The 17686-nt window shown below is 73.0% G+C and carries 12 protein-coding genes and 6 tRNA genes; 9 read left to right on the top strand and 9 right to left on the bottom strand.

Annotation, left to right across the window (positions count from 1 at the left end; genetic code table 11):
* Positions 1–15 precede the first annotated feature (15 nt).
* A complete protein-coding gene (gene purM / locus ACZ7LB_RS30210) occupies positions 16–1098 on the top strand; it encodes a phosphoribosylformylglycinamidine cyclo-ligase (RefSeq protein ID WP_471472621.1) in 1083 nt (360 codons plus the stop codon).
* Positions 1099–1193: 95 nt separating this feature from the next.
* Here purM and ACZ7LB_RS30205 read toward each other — a convergent pair whose 3' ends face one another.
* Together ACZ7LB_RS30205 and ACZ7LB_RS30200 are read right to left on the bottom strand one after the other, a co-directional pair.
* Entirely contained in the window at positions 1194–1445 is a 252-nt protein-coding gene (locus tag ACZ7LB_RS30205) for a DUF3073 domain-containing protein (protein ID WP_161228747.1), read from the bottom strand.
* Between the two features lie 299 nt (positions 1446–1744).
* Positions 1745–2839 (bottom strand): Leu/Phe/Val dehydrogenase, encoded by a 1095-nt coding sequence (locus ACZ7LB_RS30200; protein WP_471472619.1) that lies wholly within the window; start codon positions 2837–2839, stop codon positions 1745–1747.
* 218 nt (positions 2840–3057) lie between these two features.
* Between ACZ7LB_RS30200 and ACZ7LB_RS30195 the strand changes: the two genes are divergently transcribed.
* Complete coding sequence (locus ACZ7LB_RS30195) at positions 3058–3921, top strand: DUF8083 family protein (protein ID WP_471472617.1); 864 nt, start codon at positions 3058–3060, stop codon at positions 3919–3921.
* A gap of 470 nt (positions 3922–4391) precedes the next feature.
* The gene (gene bldC, locus ACZ7LB_RS30190) at positions 4392–4598 is read left to right on the top strand and encodes a developmental transcriptional regulator BldC (RefSeq protein ID WP_003949541.1); all 207 of its coding nucleotides are present in this window, start codon (positions 4392–4394) and stop codon (positions 4596–4598) included.
* Between the two features lie 458 nt (positions 4599–5056).
* On the opposite strand, the gene ACZ7LB_RS30185 is transcribed toward bldC, so the two are convergent.
* From ACZ7LB_RS30185 to ACZ7LB_RS30155, 7 genes are all read right to left on the bottom strand, one after another.
* Positions 5057–5242 carry a DUF6274 family protein gene (locus ACZ7LB_RS30185; protein ID WP_471472615.1) on the bottom strand — a complete coding sequence of 62 codons (186 nt, stop codon included), beginning with the start codon at positions 5240–5242 and terminating at the stop codon, positions 5057–5059.
* Positions 5243–5458: 216 nt separating this feature from the next.
* A tRNA-Asp gene (locus tag ACZ7LB_RS30180) sits at positions 5459–5533 on the bottom strand.
* Positions 5534–5676: 143 nt separating this feature from the next.
* Entirely contained in the window at positions 5677–9645 is a 3969-nt protein-coding gene (gene hrpA / locus ACZ7LB_RS30175) for an ATP-dependent RNA helicase HrpA (protein ID WP_471472613.1), read from the bottom strand.
* Positions 9646–9762: 117 nt separating this feature from the next.
* Positions 9763–9836: transfer RNA gene (locus ACZ7LB_RS30170), tRNA-Phe, on the bottom strand.
* A 24-nt stretch (positions 9837–9860) separates the two neighbouring features.
* Positions 9861–9935 (bottom strand) — tRNA-Asp (locus ACZ7LB_RS30165).
* Between the two features lie 50 nt (positions 9936–9985).
* A tRNA-Glu gene (locus ACZ7LB_RS30160) sits at positions 9986–10058 on the bottom strand.
* Between the two features lie 80 nt (positions 10059–10138).
* Complete coding sequence (locus ACZ7LB_RS30155) at positions 10139–11803, bottom strand: metallophosphoesterase family protein (protein WP_471472611.1); 1665 nt, start codon at positions 11801–11803, stop codon at positions 10139–10141.
* A 97-nt stretch (positions 11804–11900) separates the two neighbouring features.
* Here ACZ7LB_RS30155 and ACZ7LB_RS30150 point away from each other — a divergent pair, with 97 nt between their 5' ends.
* The 6 genes from ACZ7LB_RS30150 (at position 11901) to ACZ7LB_RS30125 (ending at position 17571) form a co-directional block, all read left to right on the top strand.
* Positions 11901–12251 (top strand): metallopeptidase family protein, encoded by a 351-nt coding sequence (locus ACZ7LB_RS30150; protein ID WP_471472609.1) that lies wholly within the window; start codon positions 11901–11903, stop codon positions 12249–12251.
* A 96-nt stretch (positions 12252–12347) separates the two neighbouring features.
* The gene (locus tag ACZ7LB_RS30145; RefSeq protein WP_471472607.1) at positions 12348–12950 is read left to right on the top strand and encodes a hypothetical protein; all 603 of its coding nucleotides are present in this window, start codon (positions 12348–12350) and stop codon (positions 12948–12950) included.
* A gap of 459 nt (positions 12951–13409) precedes the next feature.
* The gene (locus ACZ7LB_RS30140; protein WP_471472605.1) at positions 13410–15629 is read left to right on the top strand and encodes a DEAD/DEAH box helicase; all 2220 of its coding nucleotides are present in this window, start codon (positions 13410–13412) and stop codon (positions 15627–15629) included.
* A 167-nt stretch (positions 15630–15796) separates the two neighbouring features.
* Positions 15797–15869: transfer RNA gene (locus ACZ7LB_RS30135), tRNA-Lys, on the top strand.
* Between the two features lie 311 nt (positions 15870–16180).
* A complete protein-coding gene (locus tag ACZ7LB_RS30130; RefSeq protein ID WP_471472603.1) occupies positions 16181–17329 on the top strand; it encodes a dihydrofolate reductase family protein in 1149 nt (382 codons plus the stop codon).
* A 168-nt stretch (positions 17330–17497) separates the two neighbouring features.
* Positions 17498–17571, top strand: a tRNA-Met gene (locus tag ACZ7LB_RS30125).
* Positions 17572–17686 lie beyond the last annotated feature (115 nt).

Here is a 17686-nt window from a genome sequence, read left to right as displayed (position 1 = left end):
AGGGTTCTCATCGTCATGCCTGACACAACTGGTGCCAGGGACGCAGCGGCGTCCTACAAGACAGCCGGCGTCGACATCGAAGCGGGCGACCGCGCCGTCGAGCTGATGAAGGAGTGGGTCGCGAAGACCCGGCGCCCGGAGGTCCTGGGCGGCCTCGGCGGATTCGCCGGGCTCTTCGACGCCTCCGCGCTCAAGCGCTACGAGCGTCCGCTGCTCGCCTCCGCCACCGACGGCGTGGGCACGAAGGTCGACATCGCCCGGCGCATGGGCGTCTACGACACGATCGGCCACGACCTGGTCGCCATGGTCATGGACGACATCGTGGTGTGCGGTGCCGAGCCGCTGTTCATGACGGACTACATCTGCGTCGGCAAGGTCCACCCCGAGCGCGTCGCCGGGATCGTCAAGGGCATCGCCGAGGGCTGCGTGCTGGCCGGCTGCGCCCTGGTGGGCGGCGAGACGGCCGAGCACCCCGGACTGCTGGGCGAGGACGACTTCGACGTCGCCGGCGCGGGCACCGGCGTCGTGGAGGCCGACCGGCTGCTCGGACCCGACCGCATCCGCCGGGGTGACACCGTGATCGCCATGGCCGCCTCGGGGCTTCACTCGAACGGGTACTCGCTGGTCCGCCACGTCCTGCTGAACGAGGCCGGTCTGGCCCTCGACACCCACCTGGACGGCCTCGGCCGCACCCTGGGCGAGGAGCTGCTGGAGCCCACCAGGATCTACTCCCTGGACTGCCTGGCCCTGACCCGCACCACCGAGGTGCACGCCTTCAGCCACGTCACGGGCGGCGGTCTGGCCGCCAACCTGGCCCGGGTGGTCCCCGACGGGCTGCACGCCATCGTCGACCGCTCCACCTGGACCCCGGCGCCGGTCTTCGACCTGGTGGGCCGCACCGGCCGGGTCGAGCGGCTGGAGCTGGAGAAGACCCTGAACATGGGCGTGGGCATGATCGCCATCGTCCCCGAGGAGTCCACCGACGTCGCCCTGACGACCCTGGCCGACCGCGGCCTGGACGCCTGGGTGGCCGGCACGGTCACCGACCGGGGCGAGCACACGACCGGCGCCGCGCTGGTGGGCGACTACGCCGGATGAGATGACGCACGCGGGGCGGCGACGCCCCGCGTGCGGGTAGCACAGAACCCGGTCGGTGACCGAGGTCACCGACCGGGCGTGCGTTCAGTACAAGGTCAAGCGCCGCGACGTTGCTGCGGGGACTGGCCGTCCTCGTCCTCGTCGTCGTCCTCGTAGAGGTCGGCGTACCGTGCGTACACGTCGTCGTCCTGTTCATCGTCCTCGAACCGGTCGCCGTTAGGCGGTTGCGGATTCGACGTCGATGCGCCCAGCTCCTCGGCCAGGCGTGAGAGATCAGTCCCACCGCTGTTGTACTTCAGCTGGCGGGCGACCTTCGTCTGCTTGGCCTTGGCCCGGCCGCGCCCCATGGCTCGACCCCCTCAACGACGGGGCTCGACGGCCCCAGAGTCTTGACACGCGTTCATGGTCCGGAACGGGCTCTCCGTGGAGAGACCGGTCCGTAGGGCTTCCACGGTACCTGAGCCCACGCCCATACGGTACGTCGCCCGCAGGACGTGGGTGTCCCCGGGCCCGGCGAGGAGCCCCGTCCTCGCTGGTCAAGGCCGATTTTAACCACCTTTCGGCGGTCGACCCGCCGGAAGAAGTGAGAGTTCTCTCCCACCCGCCCCCGGCGGGTACCGCCCGGGTCCGGGGGACCCCCGTCCGGTCAGGCCCCCGGACGGGCCTCCGCGATCCGCTGCTCCGCGATCCGGTCGGCCGCCGCGGCCGGCGGAATACCGTCCTGCTTCGCACGTGCGAAGATCGCCAGCGTGGTGTCGAAGATCTTCGCGGCCTTCGCCCGGCACCGGTCGAAGTCGAACCCGTGCAGCTCGTCGGCGACCTGGATGACACCGCCGGCGTTCACCACGTAGTCCGGCGCGTAGAGGACGCCGCGGTCCGCGAGGTCCTTCTCGACGCCCGGGTGGGCGAGCTGGTTGTTGGCCGCGCCGCACACCACCGAGGCGGTCAGCACCGGCACGGTGTCGTCGTTCAGGGCGCCGCCGAGCGCGCAGGGGGCGTAGATGTCCAGGCCCTCCTCGCGGATCAGCGCGTCGGTGTCGGCGACGGCGCGCACCGAGGGGTGGCGCTCGGTGATCCGCCGGACGGCGTCCTCGCGCACGTCGGTGACCACGACCCGCGCGCCCTCCGTCAGCAGGTGCTCCACCAGGTGGTGGCCGACCTTGCCGACGCCCGCGACGCCGACGGTGCGGTCGCGCAGGGTCGGGTCGCCCCAGAGGTGCTGGGCGGCGGCCCGCATGCCCTGGTAGACGCCGAACGAGGTGAGCACGGAGGAGTCCCCGGCGCCGCCGTTCTCGGGGGAGCGGCCGGTCGTCCAGCGGCACTCGCGGGCCACGACGTCCATGTCCGCCACGAAGGTGCCGACGTCGCAGGCCGTCACGTAGCGGCCGCCGAGCGAGGCGACGAACCGGCCGTAGGCGAGGAGCAGCTCCTCGGACTTGATCTGCTCGGGGTCCCCGATGATCACGGCCTTGCCGCCGCCGTGGTCGAGACCGGCCATGGCGTTCTTGTACGACATCCCGCGCGCCAGGTTGAGCGCGTCGGCGATGGCCTCGGCCTCGGTGGCGTAGGGGTAGAAGCGCGTGCCGCCGAGGGCGGGGCCCAGGGCGGTGGAGTGGAGGGCGATGACGGCCTTGAGACCGCTGGCGCGGTCCTGGCAGAGCACGACTTGCTCATGTCCGCCCTGGTCCGAGTGGAACAGGGTGTGCAGTACATCAGCAGGTGCGCCGGTTACGTCGGTCACGGTGGTGACTCCTGTGTAGTTGCGGCGGGATGGTGAGGACCCCGTGCGGATGGCGGGGACTCGCTCATGAGATTAGAGCCTGCCGGGTCCCCGCCGCCGCACCGTGCCCATGATCCTCTCCCGTCGCGGCCCGGCCGGTCCCCGGTCCGCGGGCGGTCCCGCGCCCCCCGCCGGGGCCCGGCAGGTTTTCGGGACGGTGCGCGGGGGAGGGAGCAGGGGTGCCCAAGGTCTCCTCGGTGATCGTCCCCTATGCGGCGTACCTGCGTGTCTACGAGCCGCTGGCCGCCTTCCCCGAGCCCGAGCGCGCCCACTGGGCCCGCTACGCCCGCCGGAGCGACCTGCCGTCCTGCCAGGACGAGCTGCGCCGCTCCCTGGCGGACCTGCTGCCCACCCCGCCGGTCGCGGTGCCGGTGCACGAGAGCGCGGACGCCTTCGTGGCCCGGGAGGACGGGGTCGTCCGGATCTGCCCGTGGCGGACCAGGCTGCGCGGCTGGCAGGCCCTGGCGGAGCTGGCGGAGGACTTCCCGGAGCCGGTGCTGGACGCCCTGCTGCCGCCCGTGGTGCGGCGCCAGAGCGCGCAGGACTACGAGCGCTGGCTGCGCGGCCATCCGGACGCCCGCCCGTGGATCCGCACGGCCACCTGGCAGGTGCCGATCAACTGGTTCGTGCTGGTCTCCGACGAGGAGCGGGAGTTCGGCTCCGGCGGCTCCGGCGGCTCCGGCGGCTCCGGCGGCCCGCCCCGGGTGCTGCGCTACCGGACGCCGATGGCCCAGGCGCGGCGCCGGGTGGCGCGGGGACTGCGGGCCCTGCGGGAGGCGATGGACGAGGGGCCGCTGATCGACGGCCTGGTGGACGTGGGGCGCTGGCTGGAGGAGTTCCACCCGCGTTCGCTGGTGGAGTTGGACTACGGAGGTCTGGTGCACGCCCTGCCGGCCGGGGAGTTGGCGGAGGACCACTCGGCGGCCGACGTGGCCGAGGGGATCGAGGCGCTGCGCCGGGGCGACGGGGAGGCGGCCGGGGAGGCCTACGGGCGGCTGGTGGAGCGGTGGCGGGCGGTGCGGGACCGGCGGTCGGCCAACTGACGCGGCCCCGCGGAAGGGACGTAGGTCCCGATCCGGGCAGTTCGTGGCAACCGTGACGGAACGCACGTACCCCACTCTTGCGCCCCTTCCCCCTCCTCGTGCCAAAATAGGACAAGGAGTCCGGGGGAGGCTCTGTCCGACTGTTGTGGTGCACTTCAGGCGGATTCGCAGCATTGCATGCTTTTGGGGGGTCAGGTGCCTCCTTCACTCCAGTGTGACTGATCGTCACACTGGAGTGACTGTCCGCTATGGCATGGTCCATCGGCTTCCGTCGCTGATGAACACCTGGGAGGGCAATTCCATCGGTTTGGCCGACGCGGCTGGACAGATGGTGTAGTTGTAGTGCCGAGGACAAGCCGTTCGTCCTATAACCGACTCGACTCGCGTCCGCCATATCGGGCAACGCGGGTCAAGGTGCAGAATTTAGAGGAATGAACCGAGAAGGTTCGGTTCTCCCGAGGAGGCCGCTCATGACCGCTCGCACCCCTGATGCCGAGCCGCTGCTGACCCCGGCTGAGGTCGCCACCATGTTCCGCGTGGACCCGAAGACGGTCACGCGGTGGGCGAAGGCCGGCAAGCTCACGTCGATCCGCACGCTCGGCGGGCATCGCCGCTACCGCGAGGCGGAGGTCCGCGCACTGCTCGCGGGCATTCCGCAGCAGCGCAGCGAGGCCTGAACAACTGAATAACCGGACATAACGGCAGGTCCCCCAATCTGCCGGAAGGTCCGGACCACAGCTCCACACGACGAGGGTCCTGCCCCAACAGGCCCCGCATCCGAGCCGCTTCACCCCGTCGGGCAACCGACCGGATACGTCGTCGATCGCGCTGGACTCCGCCGGGTCCAGCGCGGTCTTTTTTGTGCCCGTGGGGCAAGTCGCGGGGCGGCGCCCGGCGGTCCGGGCGCGCGGTCCCGCCGGACCCCCGGAGGGGTGTCGCGTACGGTGCAATTGCACATATTAAATTGGCTGGTGGCGGGTCAGGTGTGAGCGCCGTCATTTCAAAAACTCTTGCGGTGACACCCGTCACAGGGTCCGCTCCTTGTTGCCCCCGGCCGGTGTGCGCTATGAGGACGGAACCGCTCCCAGCGGCCCGCCGCGGCCCGGGTGTTGGGGCGCCGCCCGGCCCGGGGCGCTCAGGCGCTCCCGGCCGCCGCGGCCTCCTGACGGTCCGTCGGGGACGCGGCCGGCGCGGAGTCCAGCGCCTGCCGCAGCAGCCGGTGGCAGACGGGGCAGCGCCGCGTCGCGTGGCGGTACGAGGACGCGGCCGACAGATGCGCACGGAGCAGGGCCCGCGTCTCGTGCCTGACCGATGCCGCCATACGCCACCTCCGGGGGCCGCACGGGGATTTGGGCCCTGCCTTTGGAGTACCGAGGGAATCCGGCGCCGTCAAGGCCGCCAGAGGGCCGCTGAGGGCTTTCCCGGACATCGGTGGCGCGGGACCGCGGGCGGGGTCCCCGGGGCGTGGCGCGGGGAGGGGTGCGGGAGCGCACGGAGAAGGGCCCGAGTCGCGATGACTCGGGCCCTTCTCCCACTGCGGTCCTGACGGGATTTGAACCCGCGGCCTCCACCTTGACAGGGTGGCGAGCACTCCAAACTGCTCCACAGGACCAGGTTTTCGCGGCGCTTGCTGCTGCGTTGCGCTGCGAGAAGAGACTTTACAGGAGGGTGCGCCCGGGGTCGAACTCACCCTCCGTCGAGGCCCCGTCACCGTGCGCGGCCGGTGGCGGAGCCCCTCCGTACCCCTCCGCGCCCCTACGGCGCCAGCGCGTCGATGGTCTTCACGATCCGCTTGTCCGAGACGGGATAGGCCGTGCCCAGCGCGTGCGCGAAGTAGCTGACCCGCAGTTCCTCGATCATCCACCGCACCTCCAGCACCTCCCGCGGCACCGGCCGCCCCTGCGGCATCTGCTCCAGCAGCCACAGGTACTCGTCCCGCATCTCGTGGACCTTCTCCATCCGGGTGGTGTCCCGCTGGACGTTGGCCGGCATCTGCTGGAGGCGGCGGTCGGCGGCGACCAGATAGCGCATCAGGTCCGGCAGCCGGCCCAGCCCCGCCTCCGTCACGAACCCGGGCCCGACCAGGGCGTCGAGCTGCGCCCGCACGTCCTGGAGGTTGGCCAGCAGCGCGGGGCTGCGGACGGCCTTCAGCCGGCGCTCGCAGGCCTGCCAGGCGGCCAGCACCTGCTGGACCCCGCCCACCGCGCGCACCGTGGTGTCGACGATCTCCGAACGGACCCCGTCGTAGAGCTTGCGGTAGGACTCCTCGTCCCACGCCGGTCCGCCGAGGTCCGCGATCAGCCGGTCGGCCGCCGCGGTCGCGCAGTCGTCGAACAGCGCCTGGACGGAGCCGTGCGGACTGGCGGAGAGCCCCAGCTTCTGCTGGTTGGTCAGCTTCTCGGACGCGAACTTCGCCGGGTTGACCGGGATGTTGCGCAGGATCAGCCGCCGCGTGCCCCGCCACATCGCCCGCGCCTGCTCGGCCTCGGTGTCGAAGAGGCGCACGGACACGGTGTCGCCGTCGTCGACCAGCGCCGGGTACGCCTTCACCGGCTGGCCGGCCCGGCGGGTCTCGAAGACCCGGGTCAGGCTGCCGATGGTCCAGTCGGTCAGTCCGGAGCGCTCCAGGGACTCCCCTCCGGCACGCTCGGCGGTGGCCGCCGCGGCCTGGGAGAGCGCCTTGCGCGCCTTCGGCCGCAGCCGCAGCTTCAGGGCCTCCAGGTCCTTGTCCTCGGCCAGCGTACGGCGCCGCTCGTCGACGATGCGGAAGGTGATCCGCAGATGGTCGGGGACCTTCGCCCAGTCGAAGTCCTCCGCCTCCAGCGGCACCCCCACCATGCGCTTCAGCTCGCGCGCCATGGTCACCGTCAGCGGTTCCCGGAGGGGCACCGCCCGCTCCAGGAACGCCCCGGCGTAGTTGGGCGCGGGCACGTAGTGGCGGCGGATCGGCTTCGGCAGGGAGCGGATCAGCTCCGTGACGACCTCCTCCTGCAGCCCGGGGATCTGCCAGTCGAAGCCCTCGTCGGTGACCTGGTTGAGCACCTGGAGCGGGATGTGCACGGTCACGCCGTCCGCGTCCGCGCCGGGCTCGAACTGGTAGGTCACCCGGAACTTCAGCGGGCCCTGGCGCCAGGAGTCCGGGTAGTCGTCCTTGGTGACCGCGCCGGCCTTCTCGTTGATGAGCATCTCGCGCTCGAAGTCGAGCAGGTCGGGCTGCTCGTGGCGCTTGTGCTTCCACCAGGAGTCGAAGTGCGCGCCGGAGACGACGTGCTCGGGCACCCGCTGGTCGTAGAAGTCGTAGAGGGTCTCGTCGTCGACGAGGATGTCCCGGCGCCGGGCCCGGTGCTCCAGCTCCTCGACCTCGGTCAGCAGCCGCCGGTTGTCGGCGAAGAACTTGTGGTGGGTCCGCCAGTCGCCCTCGACCAGGGCGTTGCGGATGAACAGCTCGCGGCTGACCTCCGGGTCGATCCGGCCGTAGTTCACCTTGCGCTGGTCGACGATCGGCACGCCGTACAGCGTGACCTTCTCGTAGGCCATCACGGCCGACTGGTCCTTCTCCCAGTGCGGCTCGCTGTAGGTGCGCTTGAGGAGGTGGCCGGCGAGCGGCTCGACCCACTCGGGCTCGATCCGCGCGTTGACGCGGGCCCAGAGCCGGGAGGTCTCCACCAGCTCGGCGGACATCACGAAGCGCGGCGGCTTCCGGAACAGCGCCGAGCCGGGGAAGATCGCGAACTTGGCGTTCCGGGCGCCCAGGTACTCGTTCTTCCCCGGGCCCTTCCCGCTCTCGCCGCCGCCGGTCCTGACGTCCTTCATGCCGACGTGGGACAGGAGCCCGGCCAGCAGGGAGACGTGGACGCGGTCGCCGGGGGCGTCCTGGTCGTTGAGGTGGATGCCCATCTGCTTGGCGACGGTGCGCAACTGGGTGTAGATGTCCTGCCATTCCCGGACGCGCAGGAAGTTCAGGTACTCCTGCTTGCACATCCGGCGGAAGGACGACGAGCCGCGTTCCTTCTGCTGCTCGCGCAGATAGCGCCACAGGTTGAGATAGGCGAGGAAGTCGCTGGTCTCGTCCTTGAAGCGGGCGTGCTGCTGGTCGGCCTGGGCCTGCTTCTCCGCCGGGCGCTCGCGCGGGTCCTGGATGGACAGCGCCGCCGCTATGACCATGACCTCGCGCGCGCAGCCGTTGCGGTCGGCCTCCAGGACCATCCGGGCCAGCCGGGGGTCGACGGGGAGCTGGGCGAGCTTGCGGCCGGTGTCGGTCAGCCGCTTGCGGGAGTCCTTCTGGGCCGGGTCGAGCGCGCCCAGCTCCTGCAGCAACTGCACGCCGTCGCGGATGTTGCGGTGGTCGGGCGGGTCGATGAAGGGGAACCTCTCGATGTCCCCGAGCCCGGCGGCGGTCATCTGGAGGATGACGGAGGCCAGGTTGGTCCGCAGGATCTCGGCGTCGGTGAACTCCGGCCGCGCGGTGAAGTCGTCCTCGCTGTACAGCCGGATGCAGATGCCGTCGGAGGTGCGGCCGCAGCGGCCCTTGCGCTGGTTGGCGCTGGCCTGCGAGACCGGCTCGATGGGCAGCCGCTGCACCTTGGTGCGGTGGCTGTAGCGGGAGACGCGGGCGAAGCCGGGGTCGATGACGTACTTGATGCCGGGGACCGTCAGGGAGGTCTCCGCGACGTTGGTGGCCAGCACGATCCGGCGCCCGGTGTGCTGCTGGAAGACGCGGTGCTGCTCGGCGTGCGAGAGCCGGGCGTAGAGCGGCAGCACCTCGGTGAAGCGGAACTTCTTCTTCTCCAGCGCGTCCGCCGTGTCCCGGATCTCGCGCTCACCGGAGAGGAAGACGAGGATGTCGCCCTTCCCTTCGCCCATCAGCTCCTCGACGGCGTCGGTGATGGCGGTGATCTGGTCCCGGTCGGCGTCCTCGCCGTCCTCCTCCAGCAGGGGCCGGTAGCGGACCTCCACGGGATACGTCCGCCCGCTGACCTCGATGATCGGCGCGTCCCCGAAGTGCCGGGAGAACCGCTCGGGGTCGATGGTCGCCGAGGTGATGACGACCTTGAGGTCCGGACGCTTCGGGAGGAGCTGGGCGAGGTAGCCCAGCAGGAAGTCGATGTTGAGGGACCGCTCGTGGGCCTCGTCGATGATGATCGTGTCGTAGGCCCGCAGCTCGCGGTCGGTCTGGATCTCCGCGAGCAGGATGCCGTCGGTCATCAGCTTGATGAAGGTGGAGTCCGGGTTCACCTGGTCGGTGAAGCGCACCTTCCAGCCGACGGTCTCGCCGAGCGGGGTGTCCAGCTCGTCCGCCACCCGTTCCGCGACGGTGCGGGCGGCGATCCGCCGGGGCTGGGTGTGCCCGATCATCCCGCGCACCCCGCGGCCCAGCTCCACGCAGATCTTCGGGATCTGCGTGGTCTTCCCGGACCCCGTCTCACCGGCGACGATGACGACCTGGTGGTCGCGGATGGCCGCCGCGATGTCGTCCTTCTTCTGGCTGACCGGGAGCTGCTCGGGATAGGTGACGTCGGGGACGCGGGCGCGTCGCTCGCCGATCCGCGTCTCGGCCCTGGCCACCTCCGTCTCGATCTCGGCGAGAACGGTGGCCCGGGCCTCCGGCTTACGGATCTTCCGCGCACCCTCCAGCCGACGGCCGAGCCGGTGCGCATCGCGCAGCGACAGCTCGGTCAGCCGGGAGGCGAGGGTGCCGAGGGTGGGAGCGGGGTGCGTAGACATACGGCTTCCAGGGTCTCATCCGGGAGAAAAGGCTGGCGAACTCTTTTGTCCCGGGGCCGAACGCCGGACAGGGCCGGACACAACAAGGCCCCGATCCGAAGATCGGGGCCTGTGCTGTGGCTGGGGCCGGGGTCGAACCGGCGACCTATCGCTTTTCAGGCGATCGCTCGTACCAACTGAGCTACCCAGCCGCGAGGTTTCACGTGAAACCTCAGCGGTCCTGACGGGATTTGAACCCGCGGCCTCCACCTTGACAGGGTGGCGAGCACTCCAAACTGCTCCACAGGACCATGTGGGTGTGTGCGCACCGACGTGAGTCAGTGTTGCACACCGTACTGCGTGCCCCCAACGGGATTCGAACCCGTGCTACCGCCTTGAAAGGGCGGCGTCCTAGGCCGCTAGACGATGAGGGCTATCGGCCCGCCTGCGCGCCTCTCGGCGCGTCGGGGACGTGAGAAGCATATGGGATGGCGGGAGCTATCGCCAAAACGCTTTACGGAGTGGTGGGGGAGGGGGTTCCCGGCGCCGTGGCGCCGGAGGTGGGGGAGCCGTCCGGGGTCGTGGGGGAGGGGGTGGCGCCCGGCTGGTTCTCCTTGGGCAGATGGCGGCTGACCTCCACCGTCGTCAGCCCCAGGCCGCCGAGCCGGATCTCGTCCCAGGCCTGGAGGCGGCGGGTGCCGCGGTCCAGATAGAGGATCGACGCCTGGATCGGATCGGGATGCTCGCCCTCGACCGCGCGCAGACCGCTGCCGCCGGTGGAGCCCTCGGTGCGCAGCCGGGTCCCGTACTTCATGACCTCCATGCCCTCGTGGTGGAGGTGGCCGGCCAGCACGAGCGGCACCTCGCCGTCCACCTCGCGGGCCGCCGACGGCTCGTGGACGACCGCGATGTCCACCGGGGTGCCCGCCGCCCGCTGGTCGCGGAGGGCCGAGGCCAGCCGGGCCCCGGCCAGCTCCTGGGAGGCCTCCGCGCCGAGCGGCCGGGAGCGGTCGGGGGTGAACTGCGGGTCGCCGGTCCCGGCGAACCGCAGCCCGGCGACGGTCAGGGCCCGGCCGTCGTCCAGCACATGGGCGTTCCGCAGCCCCTCCAGGTACTTCTGGGTGACCCGGGAGTCGTGGTTGCCGCGCACCCAGACGTAGGGGGCGCCCAGATCCTCGACCGGGTCCAGGAAGCCGTTCTCCGCGGCCGTGCCGTGGTCCATGGTGTCGCCCGAGTCGACGATCACATCGACCCGGTACTGCCGCACCAGCGAGCCGATGATCTTCCAGCTCGCCGGGTTGAGGTGGATGTCGGAGACGTGCAGCACCCGGATCGTGGTCGGGTCCGGCTGGTAGACGGGAAGCGTGGAGGTGACGTCGTAGAGCTTGGTCACGTTCGTCACCAGGCGCGCCAGTTCCTTCTGGTAGACGTCGAACTCGGTGACGATGCTGCGCGCGTTGCCGACCAGGGAGGGTGCCGAGGAGAGCAGCCCGGAGAACTTCGGCTCCAGGACCGAGTCGGGGTTCCAGGTGGCGTACGCGGTGCCCCCGGACGCGGCCAGCAGCGCCAGCGCCAGGCCCCCGGCGGCCAGGGCCCTGCGGGGGCGGCGGTAGACGGCGAGGCCGAGCGCGGTGGCCCCGGTGACGACGGCGACGCCGGAGCGGGCGGCGAGGCCGAGGGTGCCGCGGGCGACGTCGGCCGCGACCTCCTCCTGGAGCCCGGAGAGCCGTTCGGGATGGTCGACGAGGGCCCCCGCGCGGGCGGGGTCGAGCTGGTCGACGTTGACGTCCAGACGGACGGGGGCGGTGTGGCTGTCCAGCCGCAGGGCGCCCAGCGGCGAGATGTTGATCTTCGTGCCGCCGTCGAACGAGGGCCGCAGGGTCATCGTCGTGTTCATCGGGCCGACCGGGACGCGGACGTCGCCCACGGCCAGCAGGCCCAGCCAGGCGCCCCCCAGGACGACGGCGACCATGCCGAGGGCGCGGGCCCAGCGCCGGGGGCGGGAGGCGGCACCGGCGGCGCCGAGGGCACCGGCACCCGCTCCGTCCGGGGCACCGGTTCCGGCCGCCCGCCGGGCGCGGCGCCGGTCGCGGGCGCCGCGGGCGAGGGCCGCGGGTGCGCGCAGGACGCGCCGCGCCCTCTCGGCCAGAGGGTGCGGGACTGGGGGAACGCGGGCCATTGGTCGCGTATGCCCGTCTCGCGCCGCGGATATGCGGGCCGTGGCGCGACCGGCCCAAGGGGTCGTCGTCCCGGGTGCCGTGGCCGACAATGGGGGCGTGCTGGAGATGACGCGCGAGGAGTTCGAGGAACTGGTCGCCGAGGCGCTGGACCGCATTCCGCCGGAGCTGACGCGGCTGATGGACAACGTCGCGGTGTTCGTCGAGGACGAACCGCCCGCCGACGACCCCGAGTTGCTCGGGCTGTACGAGGGGACGCCGCTCACCGAGCGCGGGGAGTGGTACGCGGGGGTGCTGCCGGACCGGATCACCGTCTACCGGGGGCCGACGCTGCGCCACTGCGCCACCCGCGAGGAGGTCGTCGAGGAGACGGAGATCACGGTGGTGCACGAGATCGCCCACCACTTCGGCATCGACGACGCGCGACTGCACGCCCTCGGGTACGGCTGACCCGCCCGGGGGCCGGTTCCGCGGGGCGGGCCGCGTGTCCTCCCGCGGGTGGCGGGAGTTGGGCACGTCGACCCCTGACCCCGGAGGTGGCCGCCCGTGCGCCCCTTGAACGTACCCGCCCGTCTGGCCGTCGCGGTCCTGACGGCCGTCGCCGCCACCGGCTGCGTGAGCGTCGGCGACGACGGGTCCGGCGGGGGCGCCCGGCCGTCGCACTCCGCAGGCGAGCGGGGCGCCGGGGTCCCCGGCGGCACGGACGTGGTGTCGGGCGGCGAGGCCGGGTACGGCGTGGCCGAGGCGGGCCGGGGGCACCGCGGGCCCGCCGGGGGGACGGGGACCGAGGAGGCCCGCCCCGAGGACGACGGCGCCGACGGCGGGCGGGCGGAGGGGGCGGAGGGGGAGGCGAAGGGCACCGGCGCCCCCTCGGCACCGGCGCCCCCGCGCGCCACCGGATCGGCGCCCCCCGGGGAGGGCCCCCCGGAGCCGGTCCCGTCCCGGACGCCCCCGCCGGACCCCCCGTGGACGGAGGAGCCGGAGCCGGAACCGACCCAGGAGCCGCCGCCCTCCCCGGACCCGGAACCGACCGTGGCGGAACCCTCCTCGTCGGCGCACGAACCGCCCGGCACCCAGCTCGCGCAGCGCGAACCGGCCCCGGAGGCGGGGGTGCCGGTGCCCGGGTACGGGGCACGGGGCTGGGCGTGATGCCGCCGCGCGGCCGGGCCCGGGGCGGGGAATCCGCGGGCGGGGCTCCGGCGGTGCGGCGCGGGGCGCGTCCCCCTGGGCGCCGGGGGACGCCGTGCGGGAGGTGCCGTGCGCGGGTGCCGGGTGGTGCCGAGGGGTGCCGAGGGGTGCCCTGCGCGGGGGTGCGGCGGGGTGCCACGCGTGGTGCCGCCGCTCGCCCGTTCCGGGCGCCGGGAGGCCGCGCGGATCGCGGAGGTCCGCCGGTGCCCGCTCCGAACAGGCGATTTGCCTTGAGGGGGGCACGGTGCGTATGGTGGTAGATCGTTTGATCCCATTTGCCCGGCGCCACTGCAGAGCGCGCCGTGTGGCGCGTACTCTCCCTTGCCGTGGTGGACCGCATCGAGGCGGTCGTATTGCGAATCGCGATTCACGGAGTTGACGGGCGCGTGCCGACGAGACTCCGGAAGGTTTCGCATTCGCATGTCCATCATCAGTACTGATCACGTCGTCGTGCCCGAGAACGCCGAGGGCGTCGAGGTCACCGAGGCGGCTCCCGAGGCGGTCGTCGAGGCCACCGGGACCGCCGTCGCCGACGACACGGTCGAGGTGCCGGAGGCCCCCGAGGCCCCGGAGACCCCCGAAATGACCTTCGAGGACCTCGGTCTGCCCGAGGGCGTCGTGCGCAAGCTCGCGCAGAACGGCGTGACCACCCCCTTCCCGATCCAGGCCGCGACCATCCCGGACGCCCTGCTCGGCAAGGACATCCTCGGCCGGGGCCGCACCGGCTCCGGCAAGACCCTCTCCTTCGGTCTGCCGACCCTGGCCACGCTGGCCGGCGGCCGCACCGAGAAGAAGAAGCCCCGCGCCGTCATCCTGACGCCGACCCGCGAGCTGGCCATGCAGGTCGCGGACGCGCTCCAGCCCTACGGCGACGTCGTCGGCCTGCGCATGAAGGTCGTCTGCGGCGGCACCTCCATGGGCAACCAGATCTACGCCCTGGAGAAGGGCGTCGACATCCTGGTCGCCACCCCGGGCCGGCTGCGCGACATCATCAACCGCGGCGCCTGCTCCCTGGAGAACGTGGAGATCGCGGTCCTCGACGAGGCCGACCAGATGTCCGACCTGGGCTTCCTGCCCGAGGTCACCGAACTGCTCGACCAGGTGCCCGCGGGCGGCCAGCGGATGCTGTTCTCCGCCACCATGGAGAACGAGATCAAGACCCTCGTCGACCGGTACCTGAAGGACCCGGTCAGCCACGAGGTCGACGCGGCCCAGGGCGCGGTGACGACCATGTCGCACCACATCCTGGTCGTGAAGCCCAAGGACAAGGCGCCGGTCACCGCGGCCATCGCCTCCCGCAAGGGCCGCACCATCATCTTCGTGCGCACCCAGCTCGGCGCCGACCGCGTCGCCGACCAGCTCCGCGAGGCCGGTGCCAAGGCGGACGCGCTGCACGGCGGCATGACCCAGGGCGCCCGCACCCGCACCCTGGCCGACTTCAAGGACGGCTACGTCAACGTCCTGGTCGCCACCGACGTCGCCGCGCGCGGCATCCACGTCGACGGCATCGACCTCGTCCTCAACGTGGACCCGGCCGGCGACCACAAGGACTACCTGCACCGCGCCGGGCGCACGGCGCGCGCGGGCCGCACCGGCACCGTCGTCTCCCTCTCCCTGCCGCACCAGCGGCGCCAGATCTTCCGGCTGATGGAGGACGCGGGCGTCGACGCCACGCGCCACATCATCCAGGGCGGCGCCGCCTTCGACCCGGAGGTCGCCGAGATCACCGGCGCCCGGTCCATGACCGAGGTCCAGGCCGAGTCGGCGGGCAACGCCGCCCAGCAGGCCGAGCGCGAGGTCGCCCAGCTCACCAAGGAGCTGGAGCGGGCCCAGCGGCGCGCGACCGAGCTGCGCGAGGAGGCCGACCGGCTGGTCACCCGCGTCGCGCGGGAGCGCGGCGAGGACCCGGAGACGGTGCTGGCCGAGGTCGCCGCGGAGGCCGCGCCGGCCGCCGAGGCCGAGGTCTCCGTGCCGGAGCAGCCGGGCGCGCGCGACATGGAGCAGCGCACCGAGCGCGCTCCGCGCTCCTTCGACCGCGACCGGGGCGACCGCGGTGGTTTCCGCCGTGACGACCGGGGCGAGCGTCGTGACGACCGCGGTGGCCGTTCCTTCGAGCGCCGTGACGACCGCGGCGGCTTCCGCCGTGACGACCGGGGCGGCCGTTCCTTCGAGCGCCGTGACGACCGCGGCGGTTTCCGCCGGGACGACCGCGGTGAGCGCGGCGACCGCGGTGGTTTCCGCCGTGACGACCGGGGCGAGCGTCGTGACGACCGCGGTGGCCGTTCCTTCGAGCGCCGCGACGACCGCGGCGGCTTCCGTCGCGACGACCGTGACGACCGCGGCGGTTTCCGCCGGGACGACCGCGGTGACCGGGGCGACCGCGGTGGTTTCCGCCGTGACGACCGGGGCGAGCGTCGTGACGACCGCGGTGGCCGTTCCTTCGAGCGCCGCGACGACCGCGGCGGCGAGCGTGGCGGCCACCGGGGCAGCGACCGCCCGTTCAACCGCGACCGCCAGGGTGACCGCCCCGGCTTCCGCTCCGGCGGCCACGAGCGTCCCTACGGCCGCCGTGACGACCACCGCGGCACGTCCTCCTTCGGCCGCCGCGACGACAAGCCGCGCTGGAAGCGCAACGGCTGACGCCCCGTGGGCCCCCGGGGCCCACTGAGCGCCGCGGCCCCCGCCCCCGCCGGGCGGGGGCCGCGCCGTTTCCCCGCCCGGCCGATGCGACCGTGACCCGGATACCCGATCGGCGGCGCGCCCGCGTCCGGCTATGCTCGGAGTGGCATCATCGAGCAGCAGCACCTGGGCCCTTAGCTCAATTGGCAGAGCAGTGGACTTTTAATCCATTGGTTGTGGGTTCGAGTCCCACAGGGCCTACTTGCAGGACCCCGGCCCGCCTTTGGCGTGGGCCGGGGTCCTTTCCGTTCCGCGGCCCCGGACACTCGCGGGCCGCCCTCCCCGCGTCGGGCGCCCTCCCGGGCGCGTCCTCCCGGGAGCGGGCTCAACCCGCCCATTGCCAGGGGGCGTTGGCCTCTTCCTCCGCCGGGCCGGATGTGCGGCGAGCCCGGGATCCCCGCCGGCGTACGGCGGGCGGCGGCGCCCCGGCGGCGGTGAGGGGCGGTGCACGGGCGACGTGCGCCGACGCGTCCGGGAGGATCGTGGCGCCGGGCCCGCACGGAGGCCCCGTGATGGGAGAGACCCCGATGCCCCTGCCCCACGTCCTGCTCTCCGCCGCCGTGTCGCTCGACGGATACCTGGACGACACCGGCCCCGAGCGGCTGCTGCTGTCCTCCCCCGCCGACTTCGACCGGGTCGACGGGGTCCGGGCCTCCTGCGACGCGATCCTGATCGGCGCCGGCACCCTCCGGGCCGACAATCCGCGGCTGCTGGTCGCCTCGGCCGCGCGGCGGGCCGCAAGGGTGGCCGCCGGGAAGCCGGAGCATCCGCTCAAGGCGGTGGTCAGCGCCACCGGCGAGCTGGACCCGGCCGCCCGGTTCTGGCACACCGGCGGTGAGAAGGTCCTCCTGACCACCGACGGGGGCGCCCGCCGGGCCCGGGGGCTCGGGCTCGCCGGTGACATCGTGCCGCTCGGCCCCGGCCCGGACTGGCGCGCCGTGCTGGAGCACCTGCACGACCGGCGCGGTGTGCGGCGGCTCATGGTGGAGGGCGGCGGCACCGTCCACACCCAGCTCCTGCGCCAGGGCCTCGCCGACGAACTCCAGCTCGCCCTCGCCCCCGTGCTGGTCGGGGACCCCGCCGCGCCCCGCCTCTTCGGGCCCGGCGGCTACCAGGACGGGCGGTTGGCGCTCGTGGAGACCCGGCGGATCGACGACGTCGTCCTGGCGCGGTACCGGCCGACCGCACCCGGCACCGGCCCGGAGGCGACCGCCGCCGACCGGCACTGGCTGGGGCTCGCCTGCGACCTGGCCGCCCAGTGCCCGCCCTCCCGCACGGCCTTCAGCGTCGGCGCGGTCGTGGTGGCCGCCGACGGCACGGAGCTGGCCCGCGGCCACTCCCGGGAGGGCGGCGACCCCGTGGCGCACGCCGAGGAGGTGGCCCTCGCCCGGACGGACCCGGCCGACCCCCGGCTCCCCGGCGCCACCGTCTACTCCAGCCTGGAGCCCTGCTCCCGCCGCGCCTCCCGCCCCGCACCCTGCGTCCGGCTGATCCTCGACGCCGGGGTGCGCCGGGTGGTCACGGCCTGGCGCGAGCCCGACACCTTCGTTTCCGGGGCCGACGGCAGCGGGGCGCTGGCCGCCGCGGGCGCCGTCGTGGTCGTCCTGCCGGAGTACGCCGAGCGGGCCGCCGCGCCGAACCGGCACCTGACGGCCCCCTGAACCCCGGCGCCCCCGCCCCCGCGTTCCGGTTCCCCGGGCCCGGCGTCCCGGCGCCCGCCGTCCGGCTCCAGGGACGGGGCGGGGCGGAGGTGACGGCCGGGGCGCGCGGGACACGGGAAACGTGTGTGCGCGGTGGTCCCGCGATGGCGTACACTGGTCACACAACGACGCGGGGTGGAGCAGCTCGGTAGCTCGCTGGGCTCATAACCCAGAGGTCGCAGGTTCAAATCCTGTCCCCGCTACTGAAGGCCGGAGGCCGGAATCCGAAAGGGTTCCGGCCTCCGGTGCGTTTCCCGGCTCCCCGGCTCCCCGGCTCCCCGGCTCCCCGGCGTTCCGTTTCCAATCTGCCCCCGCCCC

The sequence above is a fragment of the Streptomyces sp. NPDC107521 genome, assembly GCF_055598485.1.
Note: the sequence above shows the minus strand (reverse complement) of the source record. Positions and strands in the feature narration are given on the sequence as shown.

Excerpts from the sequence above, each read along its gene's own strand:
- purM (WP_471472621.1), top strand. The coding sequence starts at position 16 with ATGCCTGACACAACTGGTGCCAGGGACGCAGCGGCGTCCTACAAGACA.
- ACZ7LB_RS30205 (WP_161228747.1), bottom strand. The coding sequence starts at position 1,445 with ATGGGGCGCGGCCGGGCCAAGGCCAAGCAGACGAAGGTCGCCCGCCAG.
- bldC (WP_003949541.1), top strand. The coding sequence starts at position 4,392 with ATGACCGCTCGCACCCCTGATGCCGAGCCGCTGCTGACCCCGGCTGAG.
- ACZ7LB_RS30185 (WP_471472615.1), bottom strand. The coding sequence starts at position 5,242 with ATGGCGGCATCGGTCAGGCACGAGACGCGGGCCCTGCTCCGTGCGCAT.
- hrpA (WP_471472613.1), bottom strand. The coding sequence starts at position 9,645 with ATGTCTACGCACCCCGCTCCCACCCTCGGCACCCTCGCCTCCCGGCTG.
- ACZ7LB_RS30155 (WP_471472611.1), bottom strand. The coding sequence starts at position 11,803 with ATGGCCCGCGTTCCCCCAGTCCCGCACCCTCTGGCCGAGAGGGCGCGG.
- ACZ7LB_RS30140 (WP_471472605.1), top strand. The coding sequence starts at position 13,410 with ATGTCCATCATCAGTACTGATCACGTCGTCGTGCCCGAGAACGCCGAG.
- ACZ7LB_RS30130 (WP_471472603.1), top strand. The coding sequence starts at position 16,181 with ATGGGAGAGACCCCGATGCCCCTGCCCCACGTCCTGCTCTCCGCCGCC.